At 58.6% G+C, this 22,264-nt stretch carries 25 protein-coding genes; 17 read left to right on the top strand and 8 right to left on the bottom strand.

Annotated features, from left to right (window positions below; genetic code table 11):
- The first annotated feature begins 100 nt into the window (after positions 1-100).
- The 6 genes from ACODTZ_RS33955 to ACODTZ_RS33930 all read left to right on the top strand — a co-directional run bounded on the left by ACODTZ_RS33955 (position 101) and on the right by ACODTZ_RS33930 (position 6,267).
- On the top strand, positions 101-391 hold the full coding sequence (locus tag ACODTZ_RS33955; protein ID WP_489031499.1) for a type II toxin-antitoxin system RelE/ParE family toxin: 291 nt from the start codon (positions 101-103) through the stop codon (positions 389-391).
- A gap of 9 nt (positions 392-400) precedes the next feature.
- Positions 401-733, top strand: a complete 333-nt coding sequence (locus ACODTZ_RS33950) for a HigA family addiction module antitoxin (RefSeq protein WP_489031497.1) — start codon at positions 401-403, stop codon at positions 731-733.
- 108 nt (positions 734-841) lie between these two features.
- Positions 842-1,498, top strand: coding sequence for an N-6 DNA methylase (locus tag ACODTZ_RS33945; protein ID WP_489031495.1), 657 nt, complete (start codon positions 842-844; stop codon positions 1,496-1,498).
- Positions 1,495-3,090, top strand: a complete 1,596-nt coding sequence (locus tag ACODTZ_RS33940; RefSeq protein WP_489031493.1) for an Eco57I restriction-modification methylase domain-containing protein — start codon at positions 1,495-1,497, stop codon at positions 3,088-3,090. The genes ACODTZ_RS33945 and ACODTZ_RS33940 overlap by 4 nt, the downstream gene beginning before the upstream one ends.
- Positions 3,080-5,629 (top strand): GIY-YIG nuclease family protein, encoded by a 2,550-nt coding sequence (locus ACODTZ_RS33935; protein WP_489031491.1) that lies wholly within the window; start codon positions 3,080-3,082, stop codon positions 5,627-5,629. Before ACODTZ_RS33940 ends, ACODTZ_RS33935 begins: the two co-directional genes overlap by 11 nt.
- A gap of 284 nt (positions 5,630-5,913) precedes the next feature.
- Positions 5,914-6,267 (top strand): phosphoglycerate kinase, encoded by a 354-nt coding sequence (locus ACODTZ_RS33930; protein WP_489031489.1) that lies wholly within the window; start codon positions 5,914-5,916, stop codon positions 6,265-6,267.
- Positions 6,268-6,323: 56 nt separating this feature from the next.
- Here ACODTZ_RS33930 and ACODTZ_RS33925 read toward each other — a convergent pair whose 3' ends face one another.
- Positions 6,324-6,887, bottom strand: coding sequence for a hypothetical protein (locus ACODTZ_RS33925; protein ID WP_489031488.1), 564 nt, complete (start codon positions 6,885-6,887; stop codon positions 6,324-6,326).
- 81 nt (positions 6,888-6,968) lie between these two features.
- Entirely contained in the window at positions 6,969-7,193 is a 225-nt protein-coding gene (locus tag ACODTZ_RS33920) for a hypothetical protein (RefSeq protein ID WP_489031486.1), read from the bottom strand.
- Positions 7,194-8,434: 1,241 nt separating this feature from the next.
- Here ACODTZ_RS33920 and ACODTZ_RS33915 point away from each other — a divergent pair.
- The 3 genes from ACODTZ_RS33915 to ACODTZ_RS33905 are packed head-to-tail and all read left to right on the top strand — an operon-like array spanning position 8,435 to position 9,249.
- Positions 8,435-8,668: a hypothetical protein gene (locus ACODTZ_RS33915; protein ID WP_489031484.1), complete on the top strand. Its 234-nt coding sequence runs from the start codon at positions 8,435-8,437 to the stop codon at positions 8,666-8,668.
- 30 nt (positions 8,669-8,698) lie between these two features.
- A complete protein-coding gene (locus ACODTZ_RS33910) occupies positions 8,699-8,908 on the top strand; it encodes a hypothetical protein (protein WP_489031482.1) in 210 nt (69 codons plus the stop codon).
- Complete coding sequence (locus ACODTZ_RS33905) at positions 8,905-9,249, top strand: hypothetical protein (RefSeq protein ID WP_489031480.1); 345 nt, start codon at positions 8,905-8,907, stop codon at positions 9,247-9,249. Before ACODTZ_RS33910 ends, ACODTZ_RS33905 begins: the two co-directional genes overlap by 4 nt.
- Positions 9,250-9,293: 44 nt before the next feature.
- On the opposite strand, the gene ACODTZ_RS33900 is transcribed toward ACODTZ_RS33905, so the two are convergent.
- The 6 genes from ACODTZ_RS33900 to ACODTZ_RS33875 form a co-directional block, all read right to left on the bottom strand.
- Positions 9,294-9,572, bottom strand: coding sequence for a hypothetical protein (locus tag ACODTZ_RS33900; protein ID WP_489031478.1), 279 nt, complete (start codon positions 9,570-9,572; stop codon positions 9,294-9,296).
- Positions 9,573-9,651: 79 nt separating this feature from the next.
- Positions 9,652-10,158 (bottom strand): hypothetical protein, encoded by a 507-nt coding sequence (locus tag ACODTZ_RS33895; protein WP_489031476.1) that lies wholly within the window; start codon positions 10,156-10,158, stop codon positions 9,652-9,654.
- A gap of 80 nt (positions 10,159-10,238) precedes the next feature.
- On the bottom strand, positions 10,239-10,388 hold the full coding sequence (locus ACODTZ_RS33890; protein ID WP_489031475.1) for a hypothetical protein: 150 nt from the start codon (positions 10,386-10,388) through the stop codon (positions 10,239-10,241).
- A 111-nt stretch (positions 10,389-10,499) separates the two neighbouring features.
- Positions 10,500-12,728 carry a hypothetical protein gene (locus tag ACODTZ_RS33885; protein WP_489031473.1) on the bottom strand — a complete coding sequence of 743 codons (2,229 nt, stop codon included), beginning with the start codon at positions 12,726-12,728 and terminating at the stop codon, positions 10,500-10,502.
- Between the two features lie 339 nt (positions 12,729-13,067).
- A complete protein-coding gene (locus ACODTZ_RS33880) occupies positions 13,068-13,382 on the bottom strand; it encodes a hypothetical protein (RefSeq protein WP_489031471.1) in 315 nt (104 codons plus the stop codon).
- The gene (locus tag ACODTZ_RS33875) at positions 13,375-15,015 is read right to left on the bottom strand and encodes a type IV secretory system conjugative DNA transfer family protein (RefSeq protein WP_489031469.1); all 1,641 of its coding nucleotides are present in this window, start codon (positions 15,013-15,015) and stop codon (positions 13,375-13,377) included. Before ACODTZ_RS33875 ends, ACODTZ_RS33880 begins: the two co-directional genes overlap by 8 nt.
- A 117-nt stretch (positions 15,016-15,132) precedes the next feature.
- Between ACODTZ_RS33875 and ACODTZ_RS33870 the strand changes: the two genes are divergently transcribed.
- From ACODTZ_RS33870 to ACODTZ_RS33835, 8 genes are all read left to right on the top strand, one after another.
- Positions 15,133-15,897: a hypothetical protein gene (locus ACODTZ_RS33870; RefSeq protein ID WP_489031467.1), complete on the top strand. Its 765-nt coding sequence runs from the start codon at positions 15,133-15,135 to the stop codon at positions 15,895-15,897.
- Positions 15,897-16,238: an ankyrin repeat domain-containing protein gene (locus ACODTZ_RS33865; protein ID WP_489031465.1), complete on the top strand. Its 342-nt coding sequence runs from the start codon at positions 15,897-15,899 to the stop codon at positions 16,236-16,238. Before ACODTZ_RS33870 ends, ACODTZ_RS33865 begins: the two co-directional genes overlap by 1 nt.
- A 113-nt stretch (positions 16,239-16,351) precedes the next feature.
- A complete protein-coding gene (locus ACODTZ_RS33860) occupies positions 16,352-16,678 on the top strand; it encodes an ankyrin repeat domain-containing protein (RefSeq protein ID WP_489031463.1) in 327 nt (108 codons plus the stop codon).
- 413 nt (positions 16,679-17,091) lie between these two features.
- Positions 17,092-17,442, top strand: coding sequence for a plasmid mobilization protein (locus ACODTZ_RS33855; RefSeq protein ID WP_489031461.1), 351 nt, complete (start codon positions 17,092-17,094; stop codon positions 17,440-17,442).
- Entirely contained in the window at positions 17,439-18,881 is a 1,443-nt protein-coding gene (locus ACODTZ_RS33850) for a relaxase/mobilization nuclease domain-containing protein (RefSeq protein ID WP_489031459.1), read from the top strand. The genes ACODTZ_RS33855 and ACODTZ_RS33850 overlap by 4 nt, the downstream gene beginning before the upstream one ends.
- 29 nt (positions 18,882-18,910) lie before the next feature.
- A complete protein-coding gene (locus ACODTZ_RS33845; RefSeq protein WP_489031457.1) occupies positions 18,911-19,648 on the top strand; it encodes a C40 family peptidase in 738 nt (245 codons plus the stop codon).
- A 503-nt stretch (positions 19,649-20,151) separates the two neighbouring features.
- Positions 20,152-21,498: a DUF6538 domain-containing protein gene (locus ACODTZ_RS33840; RefSeq protein WP_489031455.1), complete on the top strand. Its 1,347-nt coding sequence runs from the start codon at positions 20,152-20,154 to the stop codon at positions 21,496-21,498.
- Between the two features lie 36 nt (positions 21,499-21,534).
- Positions 21,535-21,717: a hypothetical protein gene (locus tag ACODTZ_RS33835; RefSeq protein WP_489031453.1), complete on the top strand. Its 183-nt coding sequence runs from the start codon at positions 21,535-21,537 to the stop codon at positions 21,715-21,717.
- The last annotated feature ends 547 nt before the right edge of the window (positions 21,718-22,264 follow it).

Genomic DNA, 22,264 nt, shown 5'->3' with positions numbered 1-22,264 from the left:
CGCATTCGGCATCAGCAAATCAGCCGTTCCACAGGTGCGGCAGGCAGGAGTAGCGTAAAGCGTAACTTGACAGGCGACAATCTTGCCGATATGATGGAAGATGAAGATTCGGAACGTACTCCATAAGGGTCTCCGCAGACTCATCGAGGATGATGACTTCAGCGGGTTGCAGGCGGCAGTCGTGCCGAAGCTGCGGCGGGTCATGTCCTTCCTGCAAGACATGGAGCGCGAGGATGAGTTGCGCACCGTGCCGAGCTGGAAGGCACATCAATTGACCGGCGACCGCAAGGGCACTTGGAGCCTGTTCGTTACGAAGAACTGGCGGATTACGTTCCGAATTGACCAGGCCGAGATCGAAATCATCGACTTGGACTACGAGGATTACCACTAGGAGGTGGCCATGGCGACTGCGCAAGGACTGAGGATGAAAAACCCGGCCCATCCCGGCGGGTTCGTCAAAAGCGAGATTATCGAGGCGCTTGGCCTGTCGGTGACGGACGCCGCGCATGCACTCGGCGTTACGCGCCCCGCGCTGTCGGCGCTGTTGAACGAGCGCGCGCATCTTTCGCCGGAAATGGCGCTGCGCATCGAAAAGGCGTTCGGCGTATCGATGGATACGCTGATGCGCATGCAAAACAGCTTCGATATCGCGCAGGCCCGCAAGCGCGAAAGTGAGATCAATGTCGCGCCCTTCACGGGCAAAGCTCAAGGGCCGCAGCGGCCCCTTCTGTAGGAAAATCAAAAGAAGAGGCGAGAGAGCTGTGACACGGCCGTCTTCCCATTCCGGCGAATTCTTCGCCCTCAACTCCAAGGAAATCGGCAAATCGCCGACCGCGTACCCATGAGTCTAATAAAGTCCAAAAAGCGCGTGGCAGATCACGGGGAGGTGTTCACTCCTCCCTGGCTGGTTGAAAAGATGCTTGATCTCGTCAAGGGCGAGGCCGAGCGCATTGACTCGCGTTTCTTGGAGCCGGCCTGCGGCAGCGGGAACTTTCTGGTCCCGGTCCTGCAACGCAAGCTGGCCGCTGTCGAAGCCAAATTCGGCAAGTCCGACTTCGAGAAGCGGCACTACGCGCTGCTGGCGCTGATGTGCTGCTACGGCATCGAGTTGCTGCCGGACAACATCGCCGAGTGCCGCGCGAACATGCTGGAGGTGTTCGCCGAGTATCTCAATCTGGTTGACGATGGCGACGAGACATACCGCGCCGCGTCATTCGTACTGTCCCTAAATCTCGTTCACGGCGACGCCATGACCATGCGCGACATGAACGGCGCGCCCATCAGCGTGGTGGAGTGGGGATATATCGGTAAAGGCAAGTTCCAGCGGCGCGATTTCCGGCTCGATGTGCTGACCGGCATGGCGAGCTTCAGCGCTGAGGACTCGTTGTTTTCCCAACTGGGCAGGCATGAGATTTTTACGCCTACCAAAGTATATCCGCCGATGACGCCGCGTGAGATGGCTGGATTTGTCAGCGGCGAGAGGGGGGATGCTGCATGAACGAACAGGCGGGATTTACGCTGCGGGGACGAAACCCCGATGTCTTGACGTGTATCGCCAATCTATCCAATGACGAAGTCATTACGCCGCCGCAGTTTGCAAACCGGATGTTGGATACGCTCGCGGAGGCGTGGGCGGCGCGGAACGGCGGTGCGAATATATGGGCCGACAGCCAGGTTACATTCCTTGACCCCTGCACTAAGTCCGGCGTGTTTCTGCGTGAGATCACCACGCGGCTCATCGCCGGCCTAGCAGGGAAGATCCCCGACCTGCAAACGCGGGTGGACCATATCCTGACCCGACAGGTGTTCGGTATCGGCATCACCAGGCTGACCAGCTTGCTGGCGCGGCGGAGCCTCTATTGCTCGAAACACGCCAACGGCGAGCATTCCGTTGCCCGTAGTCTTGCGAGCGATGAAGGGAACATCTGGTTTGAGCGCACGGAACACACTTGGGTCGAAGGCAAATGCAGGTTCTGCAATGCCAACCAAAGGGACTACGACAGAGGCGAGAATCTTGAGACGCACGCCTATGCGCTAATTCATTCTGACGACATCAAGACTCGCACCACCGAGTTGTTTGGAGGCGATATGCAGTTCGACGTAATTATCGGAAACCCGCCATATCAGCTTGGCCAGAGTGGCGGCGATTCGGTGGGCGGTTTTGCGATGCCGATATATCAAAAATTCGTACAAGCCGCGAAAGGGCTTGATCCTCACTTCGTAATCATGGTGACGCCCTCCAGATGGTTCGCAGGCGGGCGTGGATTGGATGAATATCGCGCCGAAATGCTTGCGGATAAGCGGGTTCGAAAGCTCGTGGATTATCCAGACGCTTCGGAGGCTTTCCCCGGCACACAGATCAAGGGCGGGGTTTCCTACTTCCTATGGGACAACACTTGGAATGGCCCCTGCGAAGTTACGACGGTGCATGGCGGAGATTTCACCGCCCCGGCCGTCCCACGATACTTGGATGCCTATGATGTTCTTGTCAGGCGCAACGAGGCGGTGCCAATCCTTGAGAAAGTGCTTCACTCCAACGCGAAAGACGGATTTGGCAATCTTGCCGCCAAGGTGTCACCGATCCAGCCCTTTAGCATCCGGACAAATTTTCGTGGGGCGGCGCAAGCAAAGGGTTTGAAGAAACCTGTGCGCCTGATTGGCAATGGCGGTGACACATTTATCGAGCGGGAAAGCGTCCCGAGAAATGATACGTGGGTTGATAAATGGAAGGTCTTGCTCGGCGCGGCGTACGGAGCCGGTGAGAATTTTCCCCACCAGATATATAATTACCCAATCATTGCAGGCCCTGGAACAGCTTGCACTGAAACATATTTGGTTATTGATAAGTTTGCCTCCGAGCAGGAGGCCAAGCGCTTTGCCGGATACCTTCGAACCCGCCTTGTTCGCTTTCTAGTTTCTTTGCGGAAATATACTCAGCACCTATACAACGAACGCTTCCAGTTTGTGCCAGATTTGCCGATGGACCGCGAGTGGACCGATGCTTTGCTTTACGCAAAATACGGAATTACCGAAGATGAGGTGGCTTTCATTGATAGCATGATCCGCCCTATGGAGGCGGATGTTGAATAAGCCATCGATCGAGGAAATCCTCAGCCCGAAACCCGTGGCGCGCCCGCGTATCTACGCTTATGCAATCGCTGCCGACACCCATAGCGGCCTATTAAAGGTTGGACAGACAACCCGCGACGTGAAGCATCGGGTTGCCGAACAGCTCAAAACCGCTGCTATCAACAACTTCACGATAGAGCTGGACGAATGCGCCGAACGAGATGATGGCGGCATCATCACGGATCATGCCGTTCGCGACGCATTACGGCGAAAGGGCTTCGCCAATCCGCAGCTCGAATGGATGCGATGCACGGTCGCTGACGTGAAAACCGTGTTGGCTGAGCTGCGTACGGGTCAGCAGTTCACCGGCACGCATCACGAGGATTTTCCGCCGCGCAAGGAGCAGGTGGATGCGGTCGAACAGACCTACGCCTACTATCATTCCCGCTGGCAACAGGACGCCGCCGCAGTGCCGCGCTTCCTCTGGAATGCGAAGATGCGTTTCGGCAAAACGTTCACCACATACCAGCTTGCCAAGAAGCTGGGCGCAAAACGCGTGCTGGTGCTGACCTTTAAGCCTGCCGTCGAGGATGCCTGGCAAACCGACCTCGAATCCCATGTCGATTTTGACGGCTGGCAATATCTCTCGCGCAAATCTGGGCGCGACCCCAGCCAGATCGACCGCGACAAGCCGGTAGTCTTTTTCGGGTCATTCCAGGATCTGCTGGGGCGTGACCAGGCAGGAAATATCAAGGCCCGCCATGAATGGGTCCACACGACGAATTGGGATTTAGTCGTGTTCGATGAATATCATTTCGGCGCATGGCGTGACACTGCCAAGGAGCTGTTCGAGGGCGAGGACGCGGCAGTCGCCAAGAAGGAAACGAGCATCGAATACGCCGCCGACCTCGAAGACGTGAACGAAGATTTGGGCGTGCTGTCGGAGAGCGAGACCGAGTTCCTGCCCATCACCACGCGGGCCTATCTCTATCTCTCAGGCACGCCGTTCAAGGCGCTGGCAACGGGCGAGTTCATCGAGGAACAGATATTCAACTGGACTTATACCGATGAACAGCGTGCCAAGGCCGAGTTTGCCGCGCGGAATCCGGACAAGCGAAATCCCTATGGAGCGCTGCCGCAGATGCGGCTTCTTACCTATCAGATGCCCGACGAACTGCTGGCAATCGCCAGCGCCGGGGAGTTCGATGAGTTCGACCTGAACGCCTTTTTCGCCGCCACCGGCACGGGGAAGGCAGCGACGTTCTCACACAAGACCGACGTGCAGAAATGGCTGGACATCATCAGGGGCGGCTATGCCCCGCAAGCGGTCGAAAGCCTGAAAACCGGCACGCGGCCGCCTTTTCCGTATTCGGACGTTCGGCTTCTGCCCTACCTGCAACATTCGTTTTGGTTCCTGCCCAACGTCTCCGCCTGCCACGCGATGGCCAACCTGCTGGCCGAGAAGCACAATGTGTTCTGGCATGACTATAATGTCATTGTGTCGGCAGGAGCATCGGCAGGGATCGGGCTTGATGCTCTGCCACCCGTCCGGCAGGCGGTTGGCAGCGGATTCGACACCAAGACCATCACGCTGTCGTGTGGCAAGCTGACAACCGGCGTAACGGTGGCGCAGTGGTCGTCCATTCTGATGCTGCGCAACCTGAAATCCCCTGAAACCTATTTTCAGGCGGCGTTCCGCGTGCAGTCGCCTTGGTCGATCAAAAACCCCAACGGCGACAATCCCAATGAGGAAGAAATCCTCAAGCCGGTCTGCTTTGTATTCGATTTCGCGCCCACACGCGCGCTGCGGCAATTGTCTGAATACGGCATCGGTCTTTCGCCGGGCGAGGCGAACCCGGAAAATGCGGTGCGCGAGCTTGTCTCGTTCCTGCCCGTGCTCGCCTATGACGGCGCGAACATGACGCAAATCGACGCTGGCGGCATCCTCGATATTGCCATGGCGGGAACATCGGCCACGCTGCTTGCCCGCAAATGGGAATCGGCATTGTTGGTGAATGTGGACAACGACACGCTGCGCCGCGTCCTGGACAATCCCGAAGCGATGGCCGCCGTAGAGCGCATCGAAGGCTGGCGCTCATTGGGCGACAACATCATCGAAACCATCATCAATAAGAGTGAGGCGGTCAAAGACCTGAAGGAGAAGGCCAAAGTGCAGGGAGGCGAACTGTCAGCGAAAGAGAAGAAGGAGCTGACGGACGAAGAGAAGGAATACAAGTCCAAGCGCAAACTCGTGCAGGAAAAGCTCATCAAGTTTGCGACGCGCATCCCGGCCTTTATGTACCTGACGGATTTCCGCGAAAACACGCTTCAGGACGTTATCACCAAGCTGGAGCCGGACCTGTTTCATACCGTGACCGGCTTAACGGTGGCGGACTTCCATTTGCTGGTTCGTCTCAAAGTGTTCAACACCGAGCGCATGAACGAGGCCGTCTTTGCGTTCCGCCGATATGAGGACGCTTCGCTGCGCTATACAGGCATCGAAAGCCATGAGGGGCTGACCCATTATGGCCTCTACGACACGGTAGTGGCGCGTGAGTAGAAGCCGGGCGCGCCGTTCTCCGGGTCTTTCGTAGCCTCGACGCCTTAAGCGTGTGCGCACGGGGTTGGCTCACTTAGCCAATCCCATCTCTACGTTCGTTCCGCCCTCAGAAATTCCGCTGTCCTGCCGGACGGCGCTTTGCCGTCAATGGTCTGCCCGCACCACCCCGCCGGAAGGGGCGAGCCGTGTTGACCATGACGGCGGCAGCCCATGCCGCCCGGCCTTTCGTCCGCGTCCTTCGGGACGATCAACAACGAACGAAAGGAAAGAAAATGGGACTGGATATGTACGCTCACTACCTGCACGACGCCCCGGAAAAGCCCGTGGACTTCGAGGTCGAGACCTACGGCGAGCTGCACTACTGGCGCAAGCATCCCAACCTGCACGGCTGGATGGCACGCCTCTACCACGAGAAGGGCGGTCAGGACTTATGGTTCAACTGCGTCAATCTCGTGCTCACGACCGAAGACCTTGACCGGCTCGAAGCCGACATCCGCGCGGGCAACTTGCCGCGCACGTCCGGCTTCTTCTTCGGCGAGAGCGATGGCTCCGAGGTCGAGGACGACCTGCGCTTCGTCGCCAAAGCCCGCGAGACTATCGCGGAGGGGCTGACAGTCTACTACTCATCGTGGTGGTAGCCACAAACGCGAAACGGGCCGGCGATGAGCCGGCCCGTTTCTTTGCAGTGTGGTGTCTATCGGCTCGCCTTCGGCTTGCGCGGGGGAAAGAGCAGCGGATGCCGTCCCTCGACAAACTCTGCCAGCTGGTCCTCCAGGCTGCCGACCAAGAGGTTCGACAGAAAGCGCCCGGCGCGGTCGATATCGGCCTGCTGGTCGGCGTCAATCTCCGGCCCAACAATGCGCAGGCTCCCTTGAATGCGGCTCTCAATCAGGCGGTCCAGCCAGGCCATGAAGATGAGGCTTGCCTCGGACACCGCCATCGTGATGGTCCGCTCCGGCTTGCGCCCCGCAGCCGCATCGTAAGCCGCACGGTCTAGTTGGGCGCGCAGTTCGGCAAACTCCGCCATGACCGTCGGCGATGGTTTCGGCACGTCGATGCGGCAGCCGCTGCAATCCGGGTTGGTGCAGCGGTCGTGGTGGTTGCCCGCCGATAGCTCCATTATGGCAAGTCCAGCTTCCAGCAGGTCCAAGAGGAACGCGCCGTCGAGGTTTTTGCCGCCGCGCATCGCGACAGCACGGTTCACGAAATCATCGCTCAGCTCGATGCCGGCGGAATGGTTGGTCGGTTGGCTTGTCATTGGTGCAACTCCCTTCGCTTGAGCTGCATCCGTTATGAGCCGCGCACCCAGGCCGGTCGTGGCCACAAGCTGGTCACGCTATTATTGCAACGACTGACGCTCCAGCAGAATAAGGCGCAACTGTTGTGTGATGAGAGCGCATGCCTCGTCGGCGCTAGTACCGTCGGGGGTCTCAAGGCAGCGCAAGTCGGCCATGAAATACGCTGTATCCTTAATTTCGTTGCGCAGGCGGGATATGCGTTCGCGCTGTTCGGATAAAAGGTCGATATGGCCGTCGCCCTGATGCTCAATGACGAGAACGGGCATTCCGAAATTATCGCATATCACCAGATCCGGGCGTTTGCCATTAATGGCTTTGAATGCCTCGAAGCATGGGCCGCAGCGCCTAAGCTGGTGATACGGAAGCGGAGTGCACTTAGGGCATTTTACCTCAATTAGCTCTCCAAGCGAGGGCTGAGCGTGGACATGCCAACGTTCGCAGTCGCGTCCTAACGATGCAAGAGCAGAGAGCGCACCGTAGAATACCTTAGCTTCACCCGGATTCAGGATACGTCGCGGCGCAAGTCGGGGTGCACGCTTTATGTGACTCAGCTGCTCGGCGAACCTTCTTTCCTCTGGCGACAGTGGTGCTGGTTCATTGTCTTGACGCTGCGGAGCAGTGGTAACGGGTGCGGCTGACGCGGCTGAGTACGAGGGCTGCGGCCGGTACGGCGGAAGCCGGCGACCAGCTCGTGACCACGGGCCAACACCGCGCTCCCACCATGCACCGGCGATAGCCACGATTCCGATGGCCGCCAGGATAATGTGCTCAGGATGTGCCAGCGTGTATTTGTAGAGCGCGACGAGGATGGCAAGGCCGAGGCCGACACCAATGACGAGCTGTGTGGTATTTGGTGTTTGCATGCTCTGGCGACGGACAGATGGTCCTTTCGAAGATTTTAAACGAGCGTGCGCGTTTGCAGCAAGGCTGCTGTATCGTGCACTTCAACGCGACGATATTAGTGCAAATGAAGACGAAATCGTTATTTAAATCGAGCCATACATACGCTTATTATCTCAATATGTTTCCGTTATTTACAGAACGGCGTTCGATTTTCCGTAAGTTATATTATCGCACCGGCGGCAGGGGCGGATTTCAATTCGCTCCCTCTAGTTGACCGGTCACAATGCCATGCTGGGAGCGTCGGCACTCCGCATTCGCACTGATACGTCTACGCCGCACCGATTCAGATCGCTGCCCGAAGGCTTTTCATTCCCCGACGATAGCGTGGCCATCGCACTGCCGGTGCGCGGGTCACAATTTCACGGATCGCGCCAGCGGTCCTGCCGTTGCCGAGCCTTCAGATGATGATTGCGCGTTCCATCCGCTTTGGGCCTTTCCCGACTGATTACGCCTGAACCTGACCGGGCACGCCGCCGATGCAACAGGCTGCCCAATCCATTCGCTGCGCTCCCGTGTTGCCTGTTTCCCTGCGGTGCATCTGCGGCTCGAAGCCCGCTCTTTCGGTCAGCGTGTCGAGAAACCCCAAGCGAAAGGAGCTTACATCATGGCACGCAACGAGAAACAGAACCGCCGTCCCGCCCGTGAGACCCGCAGCCCGGCTTTCATCGCCTGGCACGTAGCGGGGAACGAGGAAAAAGCCTTCTGGACCCGCATCGGCGCGGCCTGGACGCATCAGGACGGCGAGGGTCTGACCCTTCAGCTCGACCTGGTCCCGGTCAACGGCGGACGCATCGTCCTCCGCCACCCGAGCGAAAACAACAACGGAGCGGGCGCGTAAGCGCCTCTCCTACTCTCGGAGGACACAGCCATGTGCAAACATTCTCGCATCGAAGCCGCCCGCGCCGCACTCGCGCGCGCCGCCTGGACACGCGGTCAGGCTCCCTATTATGGCGACGAGGCCGTCATCGACTTGCTCGCCGACCTGAAGCACTTCTGCGTGGCAGCCAACATCGATTTCGCCACCTGCGACCGCCTCGCTGAAATACACTTCGATGCCGAAAGTGAGGATGACCAATGATCCGTCACCTCACAGACGCCGACAGGCGCGAAGGCTTCATGCGCGCCACCGGCGGTTTCTCGCGCTCGAAAGAGCGATGGGCCGAACGCGCCGCGCGCGGCATGACCGATGCCGAGCTTACCGAGGCGCTCGCCAATGAGCTTGGCATCTTCGGCGGCTCAGGCGGTCCCGGCACGCTGGACCTGACGTTTCAGGGTGCCGGCCTGAAGATTTGGATTTCGTGGGGCGTCCACAACCACGTCGCCATGAAACCGACCTTCGAGGGTAAGACCACCATCGCCATGGCGCGGATTGTCTACGGCATCAAGGACCCATCCAATAAACAGCTTGCCCTCTTTTGAGGGCTGGCTTTCCGATGATTGAGCACCTTCGGCTCCGGCAGCGCTCAGGGTTTGAAATCCCGCCGGAGGGACCGGCCGCGCGCTTCAGGAGCAGTTGCACTGTCCGCCGGCACGGCAGCCGCGCCCTCTGCCCCGTTCTTCACGACGCGGTCGTATGCGGCTTCATGCACCGATTGCAGCAGCTTCTCCGGCCGGTCCTGCACGGGAATCTCGTCAAGCGCATCGAACGCCGCCCGGAACAGTGTTTCCGCAATCATCGGCCAGTTTGCCGCCCGCCCGTCCTCCCGGTCGAACAGCCCTATCATGTATTTGCGCACGGCCATCGCCCCGGTTTCGGCGTCGGTCGCCTTTTTTGCACCCGCCCGCGTACTCCGCTTTCCTCGCGCCATAACTTCGCTGCCATTAACCGAGCTTCGGCAGTGAAAGCTTCACTGCCGGTCCGTCGCCCGGATCAAGATCAGGCTGTACTTGGAGCCTCGCGCGCTCTTCTTCCATTCGCGGCTGGTTGTCGAGGTAGCGCATAACCTCATCAAGGCCGCCCTGTTCGCGCAACTCGGCAAAACATGAGAGCAACTTATCATCCACACCCCGAACCTCGATCAGACTCTGAACTTCCGGCGGCATATCAGCTGCGCTTTCCAGCGGCAGGCGTTTAAGTATTTCCGCTGCGGTCACCGTGGCGCTGTCGACGACGGCATCCACCACATCCTGCGCCGCGTCCATATGGCTCTGATATATTGTCCCAGCGAGACCTGCCGCTTTTTCCGCCAGACTGCTGGCGGAATCGCCAATGGCACTCATCTCAGCCTCGGCAGTGGCCTCAACATCCTGCGAAACTTCGACCAGCATATCGCGGCCCGCCGAGCCAGCGTCCATTGAAGCCTTAAATAAATTTCCTAAAATTCCCATGTCTCACCTCACATGGAAATTATATTTGGGATAGTATAAAATATGGTAAATAATTTTCAATCTTAGAAAAGTAGAAGACGTTAATCAGATGTTTTCGACTTATACTTTACATATTCGCTGCCTACTTCGGCATCGTCTCCATCATCATGGAGCGGATCATCTACGGCATAAGAAAGCCAAGAACCGGAAGTTTCCTCTTCTGAAGCAACTTGCTTCAACTCAACTGCCACCGAGACAACTCGCTGTCATCACCCGGTTCGTTGCCATAGGTGACGAAATGCCAAGCGCTCGCCTCAACCGCCGTTGATGTGATGCCGTCCGGCAAGGTCATCGCCGTTAATCTAATCCACGCAGGTCGCCCGCATCGCGCCGGTCCCATCTTCGACGGTCACGAACGTTCCATTCCCGTAAGCGATGGCCCAGCCTCCGTGTGGCACGGACGAGGCCAGGACCGTCCACGTAATGCCGTCATCAGACGCGTAAATCATTTGGCCTCCATTTTCACCGGATGCCACAAACCGTCCGTCTGCATAGATAACGGGGTGGCCGTCCCCCCAAGTCACACCCCCGACATCGCTGGCCGTCCAGTTGACGCCATCGGTGGAATACATGAACGCCGGCCCGCCCTGATATGATCTGGCGACGAACCGCCCTTCGCCGAAAGCAATCCGAATCCATTTTGCGTTGAACACGTTCGCGGCGGGCACGGCCGTCCAATTGATGCCGTCCGACGACACCACGACGGGATGGGTGGGGTTCACATACCACGTCCCCACCGCGACATAGAGGCCATTGCCGTAGGCAATCCCGGTGAAATCTGTTGTCACGCCCGATGTCCGTGCCGTCCAGTTGGTGCCGTCCGGCGAGGTGGCGATCGCGCCGCCGCCGCCCACCGCAACGAACTGGCCGCCGCCATAGGTGATGGCCGATACCGGCCCCGATGACGGCCATGACGGTGGCAGCGCATTGTCGTGCGCCGTCCAGTTGACTCCGTCTGGCGAGGTTGTCACTCGCTGGTCCCAGCCCCCGCCCGACGGCGCGACAAAAACGCCGTTGCCGAAGGCTACGGCACCAGACGAATTGGCTCGAAGATCTACTGTGTTGTGCACCGTCCAGATGATACCGTCCGGCGAGCTTGCAGGATTGGTGTTAGACACAGCCACGAACATTCCGTTACCGTAAACGACGCCGCGCCAGAGCTGCCATTCCGGCATTGTTTGTGCCGTCCATGTCCCCGCATCCGGATCGCACGCGCAGGAATCTCGCGTCCCAATGCTCCGCCACGTGTCCCCATCGCAATATTCAAGCTGGCAAGTGCTGCTGCTAAAATGCAGAAAGCCGCCCGGCTGTAGCGGCGAGACGCAGCCGTCATTCGGCCCCGCCGGATCAATCGGCCCTGCGGGGTTCCACTGCCCGCCGCCGCACCATTGCAGTACTCGGTCATCGCCGTTGTAGATGATGTGGCCTGCGGGCTTGCTCGGCCCCGTACAATCTGACGCAAGGCACTCCGACGTCATCACCCGGTTCGTGCCATCCTGTGAAACCGCCACGAACAGCCCGTTACCGTAGGCAACGGAATACCAGCTGTTCGCCTGCGCCGCCGTGCGCGCCATCCATGTGATGCCGTCCGGCGAGGTCATTACCCGATCCGTTCCATTGAACGCGACCGCAACAAATAAGCCATTGCCGAACGTGACGCTTTCCCAGTTGCCTGTTCCCGCCGCCGGACGGCCCGTCCACGTGATGCCGTCAGGCGAGGTCATCACTCTGTTGGCTCCGTCCTCCGCCACCGCCACGAACAACCCGTTCCCGAAGATCGCAGAGTTCCAGATGTTCCCTGTCACCCCGTTGGCTATTCCGCGCGCTGTCCAGGTAACGCCGTCTGGTGACGTCATCACCCGGTTCGTGCCGCTACCTGCCACCGCAACAAACATTCCGTTGCCATGGGCTACGCCGTACCACGCATTCGCCTGCGCCGCTGTCCGCGCCGTCCAGGTGATGCCGTCAGGCGAGGTCATCACTCTGTTCGCACCAATATTTGCCACTGCAACGAACAACCCGTTGCCATAGGTGACAGACTGCCAAGCGCTGACGGCCGCTGCCGCGCGCGCCGTCCAGGTGATGCCATCCGGCGAGGTCATCACCTGATTCGTACCGTCCCGCGCCACCGCCACGAACAGCCCATTGCCGTAGGTCACGGACCTCCATAGGTTAGCTTCCGCCGCAGTGCGCGCTGTCCAGGTGATACCGTCCGGCGAGGTCATTACCCGGCTCGTTCCACTCTCAGCCACGGCGACGAAGAGTCCGTTACCGTAGGTGATGGACATCCAGGGGTTCGCCGTCGCCGCCCGCGCGGTCCAGCTTCCGATATCTGTACACGCCGGCGGACCGCCGGCCCTTGGAAACCCGACCCAATCAGCGCCATTGCAGTACTGCATGAGCGATTGCTGATCATCGAAGACGATGACACCCGCATCTCCTACCGGATTGGCGCAGGCCGCCTGCGCGATTCCGGGAATCGCGAGAATGGCGGCAAATAATATTGAAAATAAATACTTAAGTAATGACATTGCTATTCAATGTTATACTAACTGCGATTAAAAAATATAGAAGTAACAATAAAAGAGGCGCCAGATTTGCCTAAATCAGCCAAATCAGAGCGTTATGACCTCATCATACTTGAGGGCTTCGAGCATAAAGGCCAAAGACGCCATAAGGCCCATCGTGTCGGTGCGGCCTCTGCTTCGCCGAAGGGCGGGTTCTTACTGATATTCCGTCAGGCATTTCCTTGACCGGACGGGTTATGATGGTCCCCGAAAAAGACCCCCTTCACAGAAGTCGACCTCCTCGAAGCCTACCAGTCCGCCGCCGACGAGCACGGTTTGTGAGTCCACGCCAGCAGTACAAGGTCATATCATCAGCCTTATCCGAGGGCACTTGCCTGCTTCGGCGGGGGCCGCTCGCCAGCCACGAATCCCCAAATACTGGCACTTAAACTCCGTCGCATTCTGCCCGCAGCGCCCGTAGCACTCATAGTGGACGAGGATATGGGGCGTGCCGACGACAAAGCTGGCGACGACCAATCCCGCCACCATCCAGAAGCGAATACCCAGACGCGCATCCAATCTGTCTGCAATGCCGTAAAGGCGCTTCTCCCAGTCCGGCACGGAATCCCGCCGGCCGGTCGATGCGACGGTCACCTCATAGTCCTTGCGGTCAGTCATGGCGCTTCTCCCTATAGTTCAAGGTGAAAGATGGTTCCGGGCGCGGATGAGCGCCCTCGACAGGGTTCGGCGTCGCCCAATCGCACCACGGAGCCACAGACCAGAATGGCACGCGCTGCGCCCGGATGGGCGGCAGCGACTGGATGAGCAGGATTTGCTCGTTCTTCCCCATCATGCGGATTTCATCGGCGCTCATGAGGGGCCGCGCCGCTTCGCTGCGGCTTTCACCAGGGTCGTCGTCTTCCTTGCGGCCGAGATTGATGGAAAGCGTCTTTACGGTCCGCTGGCCGAGAGCGTCCGAGAGCATCTTGGCAAGCCCGTGATCCTGCACCGCGAAGAACTGCTGCACCTCGGCTTGGGACAGGATGGTGTTGGTTGCCTCGCGCCCATAGACCTCTCGCAGCTGGTCCAGCGACTGGACGATAATCCAGACGCGCACGCCCAGCCCCGGCAGCAGCGTCAGGCTTTCCGACAGACCCGCCAGCTTGCCCATGTTCGGAAATTCATCGAGCATGAAAAGAACCGGGGTGTTGCCGGGCTGGCGCGCAACAGCCGCAATCGCCTGCCGCGTCAGTAGCCCAAGCCACGCGCCATGCGTCGCCACGCGGTCCGGCGGAATCACGAGATAGACGCTGACCTTCCCGGCCTTCATCTCGCCGAACGAAAAGTCCGAGGCCGTAACACTGTCCGCGAGCCAGCCCGCCGGGTCGAAAATCGACACGGCCTGCGTTGCGCCCTCAATGAAGCTTTGGAAGCTTTCCGGGTTCTTCTCGATGGTGCGGGCGATGTCGTCAGCCAGATCGGCAACGATACCGCCGAGCGCATCAGACCCGGCCATTTCGACCAGCGTCGCATCGAGCCGGGTGGCGTTCTGAAGTACGCGCCACAGCTCTGGCAGCGTGCAGCGGTCCGGTTGCCCGCGACTGGCAAAATGCAGCATGAAGGCGCGCAGCAGCTTGCGGCTGCCTTCCCGGAAAAATTTGTTGCGGGCATCCTCCGGCTCCGGGATGAGCTGAAGCGCGAGCCCCGCCACCTCTTCCGTCAGGCCGCGCCGGGCCGCTTCGTCATGATAGAGGTCGATGAGATAGGCGAGCGGATTGAACCGGTGCTGCGGCAGGCCGTGAAGGCCCCACGGGTTCAGGATGATGACTTTCTGGCCGAAAGTCTCTCGCCTATGCCGCGCCGTTACGCCGGCAAGTTCGCCCTTGGGATCGACGACGTAAACGCTTCCCTGCGAATGCAGCAGGTTCGGGATGACGGCGTTGATGCCTTTGCCCGACCGGGCCGGGGCCACAACGAGGCCGTGAGCCTTGCCCGCGTGAAACAGCATCATCCCATCGAGCGCACCGAGGAACAGGCCCGCCGGGTTGGCGAGCCCGGCGCGTTTCGCCTCTTCCGGCGTCATGAACGACGCCGTGCCATAGACGCCGCTTGGCGTCTCCGCTGCGCGGCGCTTGCGCTCCCGGTCCTGCTCGGCGCGCCGCCGGTCGGCCCCGGCAATTAGAGCAAGGGCGCTGGACGCCCCAAGAAACCACTGGCCCGCATCATTCGGGACGCTCCACGCTCCCCAGGCGCACGCGGCGGCCAGCGCAAACATACTGATCGATGAACCCTGCCGCTGCTGATTTGCCATGACCGTTCTTCTTTCCGCGCCTTTGTGTAAGACTATGTGTTCTGGAAATAGACGCAGAGCCGTATGCTAGGATTGGGCATAGGCTGGTCAGGTTGCGGTAAGGGGGCGGCAGCGGGAGTGGAGACTAGAAACAGGTTCGACCTTGCGGACCGAGACCGCATCCGCCGCGCGTTGCTGCGTTATATGCAGCAGCGCGCCATCGGCGTTCCTACGCTCCAGAAAGAGATTGCCGGGGCGAATGACCTGACGCTCGACCGTGTGCCCCTGAAAACCTTGCAGCGCTTCCTGGGCGACACCCACCGCTCCAACGACGCGCTTATTCGGTTCTGTTCCCAGTTTGTCGGCACGCTGCCGGATGGCGATCCCCTTGCCGTCTTCGGCGAGCAGATGGTCGCCTTCCTCGGGGTCTGGCGGGACGGGCACGACTGCCGGCCGGTCCCCCCTGAAATCGCAGGCGCATATTCCGGTCGCGCGCGTCGCGCGGCAGAGCCCGGCGGCGGCATGCGCGTCTACCGAGGGGATGCCGAGGACTGGGTTCCTTATTCGGTCGTCAACATCGACTCGATGCCTTCCCACCCCTTCGCCGTTGTCCGGGAAGTCATCAGCAACTGGGACCGGAGGCCACCAACCATGACAGGCGCGGAGACCACGCCCCGCCGTGTCTACGAAGGCGTTGCCATCTACCCGAACGGGTCCATTTTCGTGGTGATGCGGAGCGTCCTGACGGGCACGCCGCGTGTCTACTGGCTCGACTGGATCGCTGATAGCCGGCTTGGCGGTCACGGCCATGAATCGCGAACAGGACTCGACCAGAGACCGCCTGGTTCGGCGTTGGCCGGCAGCACGCAGGTCGTTTTCGACCGAACCGGGGAGGATGGCTGATGGCCGCGCAAAACCCGCAGCACGGCCGCGACCGCACCGGGAGCCATGACCCGGACAGCGCTCTATTGAAGGCCGCCTATGCCGCCGATAGCGCAGGCGTGATTGCCGCGCTGGAGGATGGGGCGAATGTGAATGCTGCCGATTCCGTCACCGGCCTCACAGCGCTGCATATCGCGGTGGGCACGAACAACCTTTCTCTCACGCGCATCCTCGTTGAGGACTGGAGCGCAGCTTTTGGTCCGGACGGCAAGGGCCGATGGCCGAGCGTCGTAGCAGCGGAATGCCGGGTTAATGATATTCTGGCCGACTATATCGTTCAGGCAGAGGCAGAAGCAATATAGTCTCGCTAGATGATCACCGCCGAATTGGTCATCTACTCCAACAGCTTGCAGGATAAGTTGGCGCGAGTTTCCAGAATACGGTATCAATAATGCCATTGAAACCCGGAGGAAACGTGAACACAGAACATGCACAGCAAGCCTTTTTGAGGGCCGTCTATAGCGCCGACAATCTCAATGCCGTTGCCGCCCTCAAGGATGGCGTCGATGTGAATGCAACCGATCCCCGCACAGGCCTGACCGCACTCCACATCGCCGTCAGCACCAACAATCTGAGCTTGACGCAAATCCTCATTGAGGACTGGCATGCCGAAATCAAGGCCGATGCCAGAGGGCGGTGGCCGACGCTGTTGGCAGCCGAGGCCCAAGTCGATGACGCCCTTTCCGACTTTGTTGTCGAAGCGGAAGCAAAGGCATGCTATCGCAACCTATCTCCGGTTTGACCAGCTTTTGACCAGCGCAGCTAAGTCGTCTAAAATGCTCGGAAATTCGACCAGCGCATACAGGCGTATGGCATCTTAAGCTGTTCCTAATCTTGATCCCCTAAGCTGAAATCTACACCTTCTGTGCGTTGCAAGATGTGCGCGGACTCGCCGCGCCATCTTGGCAAGGGGGCTTTAACCAGCCCCCGTTGCATCCCCCGGTATTGCCCGGCGGGCGGCATCGAACCTTGCCGGGCAACGCAGCGTATCCCGCTGCACTGGACCAAAAGGAGCCTGTCGCGCTCCCTCTGGACACCCATCGACCAGCTGGGGTGACGTGACCTCTCCCCTTCTGGACAACCCCATGCACCAGCGCTCCGGCGCTGGACCCGGCCAGGGAGAACGCGTCCCTGGATGCGCGAAAGGAGGCCGCCATGGCAAGCGGCAGTGACACCCGCCAGCGCCAGCAGACGCTGTCGGCACGGTTCAACGATCAGGAAGCCGAGGCCATCCGCCAGATGGCCGACCGGGCCGGCGTGCCCGTGGCTTCCTTCATCCGCTCCGCGACGTTGAACATGCCGCTGCCAGGTGCTGTGCGGCGTCCGACCGTCAGCCACGAGGTGGCCGCCCGTCTTCTCGGCGAACTGGGCCGCATCGCGGAAGCGCTGCGGGCGGCTTCGACGGCTGGGATGGTGGATGTGAACAATCCCCACATTGCCGCCGCGCTCCGTGACCTCGCCGAGATGCGCTCCGTTTGCTTTCAGGCCATGGGACGGCAGCCATGATCCTGAAAGGCAACCAACGCGCAGGAGCTGCGGACCTCGCCACCCATCTGTCGAACGAATACGACAATGAGCGGATCGAGATCGCGCAGGTGCGCGGAACCGTCGCTGACGACCTGCACGGCGCATTCGCTGAGATCGAGGCTGTGGCATCCGGGACGCGCTGCAAGGAGCCGCTCTATAGCCTTGCCATCAACCCCGCCGCGCCCATCTCCCGCGAACAGTACCTGGCGGCCATCGACCATATCGAGGACAAGCTGGGCCTTGCCGGCCAGCCTCGCGCCGTAGTCTTCCATGTGAAGAACGGGCGCGAGCATTGTCATGTTGTCTGGTCGCGCATCGACCTCGATACGATGAAGGCCATCGCTCTTAGCCACGACCGCATGAAGCTCCGCACCTGTGCGCGGGAGCTGGCGCATGCCTATGGCTTGACCTTGCCTGCCGGCCTTGCCGAAGACCGGGGCGACGCGCGGTTCGAATCGAGCCGTGACGTGACCTTCGCCGAAAAGGCGATGGCCGAGGCCTCCGGCATTACGCCCGAGCAGCGCCGCGCCAACATCACCGCCCTGTTCCGGTCGTCCGACAGTGCGGAATCCTTCCGCGCCGGACTGGAACGGTCTGGCTATCTCCTGGCCCGGGGCGAGCGGCGTGCGTATGTCGTGGTCGACCGGGTCGGCCATGTCCATGCCCTTGCGCGCCAGATCGATGGCGCGAAGGCGAAGGACGTGAAAGCCCGGCTTGCCGAGCTGCCGGCAGACAACCTGCCGACCGTCGAAGCGGCACAGGCGCAGCAGAAGGCGCGCCAGCAAGCGGTCGATGAACGGCTGCGGGAAAAGGCCCGAACGCGCGGCGCAAAGTCCGCCGCCGACCTGAAAGCGAAACAGGAGGCCCGGCGACGTCGTGCCATCGACGACAGGCGTCAGGCACTCGAAGTGATACACCGGGCCGAACGGTTGTCGCTGTCTGCCGCTCACAAGGCCGAACAGGGACAGCTGTTCAACGTTATCGCCGGTAAGGTCTTCACCCTGTTCGAGCGCCTGCCGGCACTTCGCTCGGTGATTGCGCATCTGCGCCGCAATCCGGCCATCAATGCCGACGAGCGCCACCGTCAGGAGGACGAGGCGCTGGACCGCCGCCACGAGCGTGAGGGCCTGGCCATTGACCGGCGCGCCGCCGCCCTCGACAAGATTGAGGCCCGCGAACGTCGCGGCCTCATCCGCGACTTGGTTAAGCAGACCCGCGTCGATGATATTCAGCGTCAGGCGAAAACCGAACAGCGCGAGCGCGAGGCGCATGAGACTGCTTACGATATTACGGCTGAGAAGCCGAGGCATGAACTGCGTAGTGCTGCCGACGACCGCCGTGCGCGTATGCAGGAACGGTTGACGCAGGCACGGCAAAATCCGACTGGACCGCGACGCGGGCAGCCGGGTTGGGAATAGTAACGATGCGCACCTATGGAGGGCGGGACATGAGCAGCAACGATAGTAAGGCCAAAGAAACTAAAGAGCCTTCGGAAGCGATTATCCCGCCGAACAGCGATTTACTCGTGCAACCATCGGACCTTCTGCCCGGCGATGTCTTGCTCTACAGGTCTCACGGCAGAAAAATCCATCAGCGGAAAATATCGGAAGCGACGGGCAGCCCATATACGCACGCCGCCATCTGTTTGGGAGACGGGATGGTTGCGGAGTCCAATTTCCCGCACGGAGTGGGCAAACAGTCTGTCGAAGCCTCGATAGAGGGCTGTCGGTGTGTTGCGGTCTTGAGAAGTCAGCTCGGCTTCGGTGGCGGTCGGCCGCTCAAGCTGAACGAGTTTGTCGATGCCGTGCTCAAACACGGCAGGTTCTATGACCTGATCGCGGTGACCGGCTTCGAGAAGACGAACAAGCAGTATTTTGACGACCAGCTTGAATTCGTGAGGAACAACTACGGGAAGGTAACCTCTGAGGAGGAGTTCGCCAGACAGAGTTTCTTTTGCTCCGCCTTCGTCGTCGCGTGCTATTCCGTCGTCGGCGTGATCGGCCCGACGGCACAAATCGCCTACCTTCCCAATGCCTTCTCACCGGGGAGTCTCCCTCAAGACCCCACCTTCGGCTGGCTCCTTGGTTATTTGGTCCCAGAGGGTGGATCAGTCCCAGAGGATGACCCTGTTTTCACCCAGGCAACCTTGTGGCGAGACCTTCCGGATTGTCGTTGGTGGATATAAGCGCCTTGAAAATTAATAAGGCCCCGCAATGACATAGCGGTGCCCAGTTTCATCCTGTCCGGCGCGCCATTTTTTCTAAAAAAAGCGTTTCTTATCAGTGGATTACAGAATCCAAAGGTCAGACTGTGACATTTGGTGTGACAAAATCTGCAAATCCGCTCATGTCGCTTACGGCTTATTTGGCCTTCACCAACTCAACCTAAGCAACGAGCCGCGCGCTCAGAAAACGTGCCCGGCTCACCCAGACAACGTCAAAGGGCCCCGCAGACGCGCACTCTGCCACGTCAATTGTCGTCCCTGTGAGCGCAACTGCTATCGGAGCTATTTGATCCAACAGAGCGTGAAGGTTGGCCCTCCAAAAAAGCAATCGACACTGTTATCACACTTATCACCCGCTACCGTCGGACGGCATAATATAATTCACTTAATGCAGATAAGATCAAACAATTGATATTACTGCATTTTTTATGACCATACTTGACGGAAGGTGACGAAGATGATACATGATTAACTTCCGATTAACAGAGATGAAAAGGATGAATGTACGATACCTGCAGCTTAGGAATGGGATATATTACTACCGCCGTGTATTTCCCGGCGCCTTTAAAAAGAAATTCTCATCCAACGCTTATGTCATCTCGCTTGACACTAGATCGTTGGACGTTGCTCTCCAGAAGCGTTCAGAGCACAATCAAGCTTTTGCAAGATTGATGGAAGTGGGCGACGGTGATGGCGCTATGCTCACCGAATTTCAAAAGCTTGCTAACGCAGCTACTCGCCTTAATTTCCCCTACACGTCGATCGACATCACAGCGAAAAAGATCGATGATCCTAGATTGATTTTCGAAAGCACACGCCTTGGCCTAGAGGCGATCTCTAAGCTTGCGTTCCCTACGCAGTACGAAGTCGCAGCCGCCGCGGGAATCGCCAAGCAAAAGCTGACGTTTGACGAGGCTCTCGCGGCATTCAAAGAATACTCCAAAGACAAATGGATGTATCTTTCCAAGCGTGAGCAATACAAAAAAGTTAGACCATTTGAAGAAGCTGTGACTGACTTCAAGAGCTTTATGCCAGAGCACGACCTCCTGACCTTAGCAAAGAGAGACACTTTTCGATACCGAGACGATCTCATCAAGAGGGTCTCCTGCAACTACCTTAAGCCCGAGACGGCAAATCGTAAGATAATGCGGCTTCGCCTTATTCTGCGAACCGTGTTTGAGGTTGACCATCCAGAACTCGTCAATCCATTCGTTGGGGTGAACATCAAAGAAGAGGAAGCGGCTAAGCGCCCGCCGTTCACCGAGAATGAGATCAGAGACATTCGGAAGCATGTCTATGGGTCAGATGCAAGCGACGAGATCAAGGCAATCATAGCAGTGGCGATGAATACGGGCACGGCGCCTAAAGAACTCGTTCTTATGGAAGCTGCTGACATCTGTTTGAATGATGCTGTCCCACACATCAAGATTCGACCGAATGAGAACCGCAGAAAGGTCAAAAGCGGGGGAGCCAGGCATCGGGAAATCCCCTTGCTCGGAGACGCCCTGCTATGGATGCGGAAGTTTCCTGACGGATTTCCGCGCTATAAACGTGACAACGGGGGAGAAGCCGCAAGTGCTGCCGCAAACCAGTTGATCAAGCGTGTTTCTGCCAAAACGTTCTACAGCTTCCGTCACCGACTGAAGGACCTTATGCGCAACGCACAGCTGCAAGACAGCTTACAAGACGCAATTATGGGCCATACCGAACGCGGAATGGGCGGTCGCTACGGTCACGGCTACTCCCTCACCACCAAGCAAGAAGCTCTCGCACGGGCTTTGAACCTTACCCCTGAAACAACGAACCTGTAGAAATACCTTCTTACAGAGTTCCTAAAAGGAACTTCAATGCCAACAGACTACTATGAATTTATCAAGATTGAGAGCAAGAGAACAAAGTATTTTTCTACGCTCGATACAATTATATCGTCACTTATTAAAAATGATTATTTGGATGCCGCGATTTTCTACAAAAAATATAAAAACGCACTCATCGAAGAATTGCGCCTGTTGGGAATTGCTGCGGATTAATCGGGATATTGACGCCGATACCTCTGCCTGAACCCAGCAGCAGCTATCCCCGCGTAAGCTGTGAAGACTTGGAGCAAGATCTCAAAGAAAGCGACGACAAGAGTGAAACTTGCCGTCCCTAGGACTGAACGGCTTCGCTAGAGACCGACAGACCAACATGCCGGCACCGCGTCTTCATTTGGCAATGAGGCATCTGCGTCGGCGATCCTATTGAACGCATGATGGGTCATTCGCTCAATTCCGGTCATAGCCACACTACAAACTCAGATAAATAAAAGTGAAATGTTCCGCTCAAGCGGTTCCTATAGTTTCCCGACGCCTTGAATGAGCAGTCGCCTAGCTTGAAATCTGCTGACGACACCAAATCGATGAAACGTTCGAATACATTCGTCGACCACGTCACTGACGTGGCCGTGTTTTCAACGTGAAAAATTATCAATAAAACTATAACAAGAGAAAGCAATAAAGAAAAATGAACATCAATATATTACATGAATAGCCCCGAGATTTGTAGACACCTTCTTTCCTAATTTTGAGGCAAGAAGAG

Source organism: Rhizobium sp. FG113 (assembly GCF_057809895.1).
The sequence above is the reverse complement of the archived record's forward strand: the minus strand, read 5'-3'. Positions and strand labels throughout refer to the sequence as shown.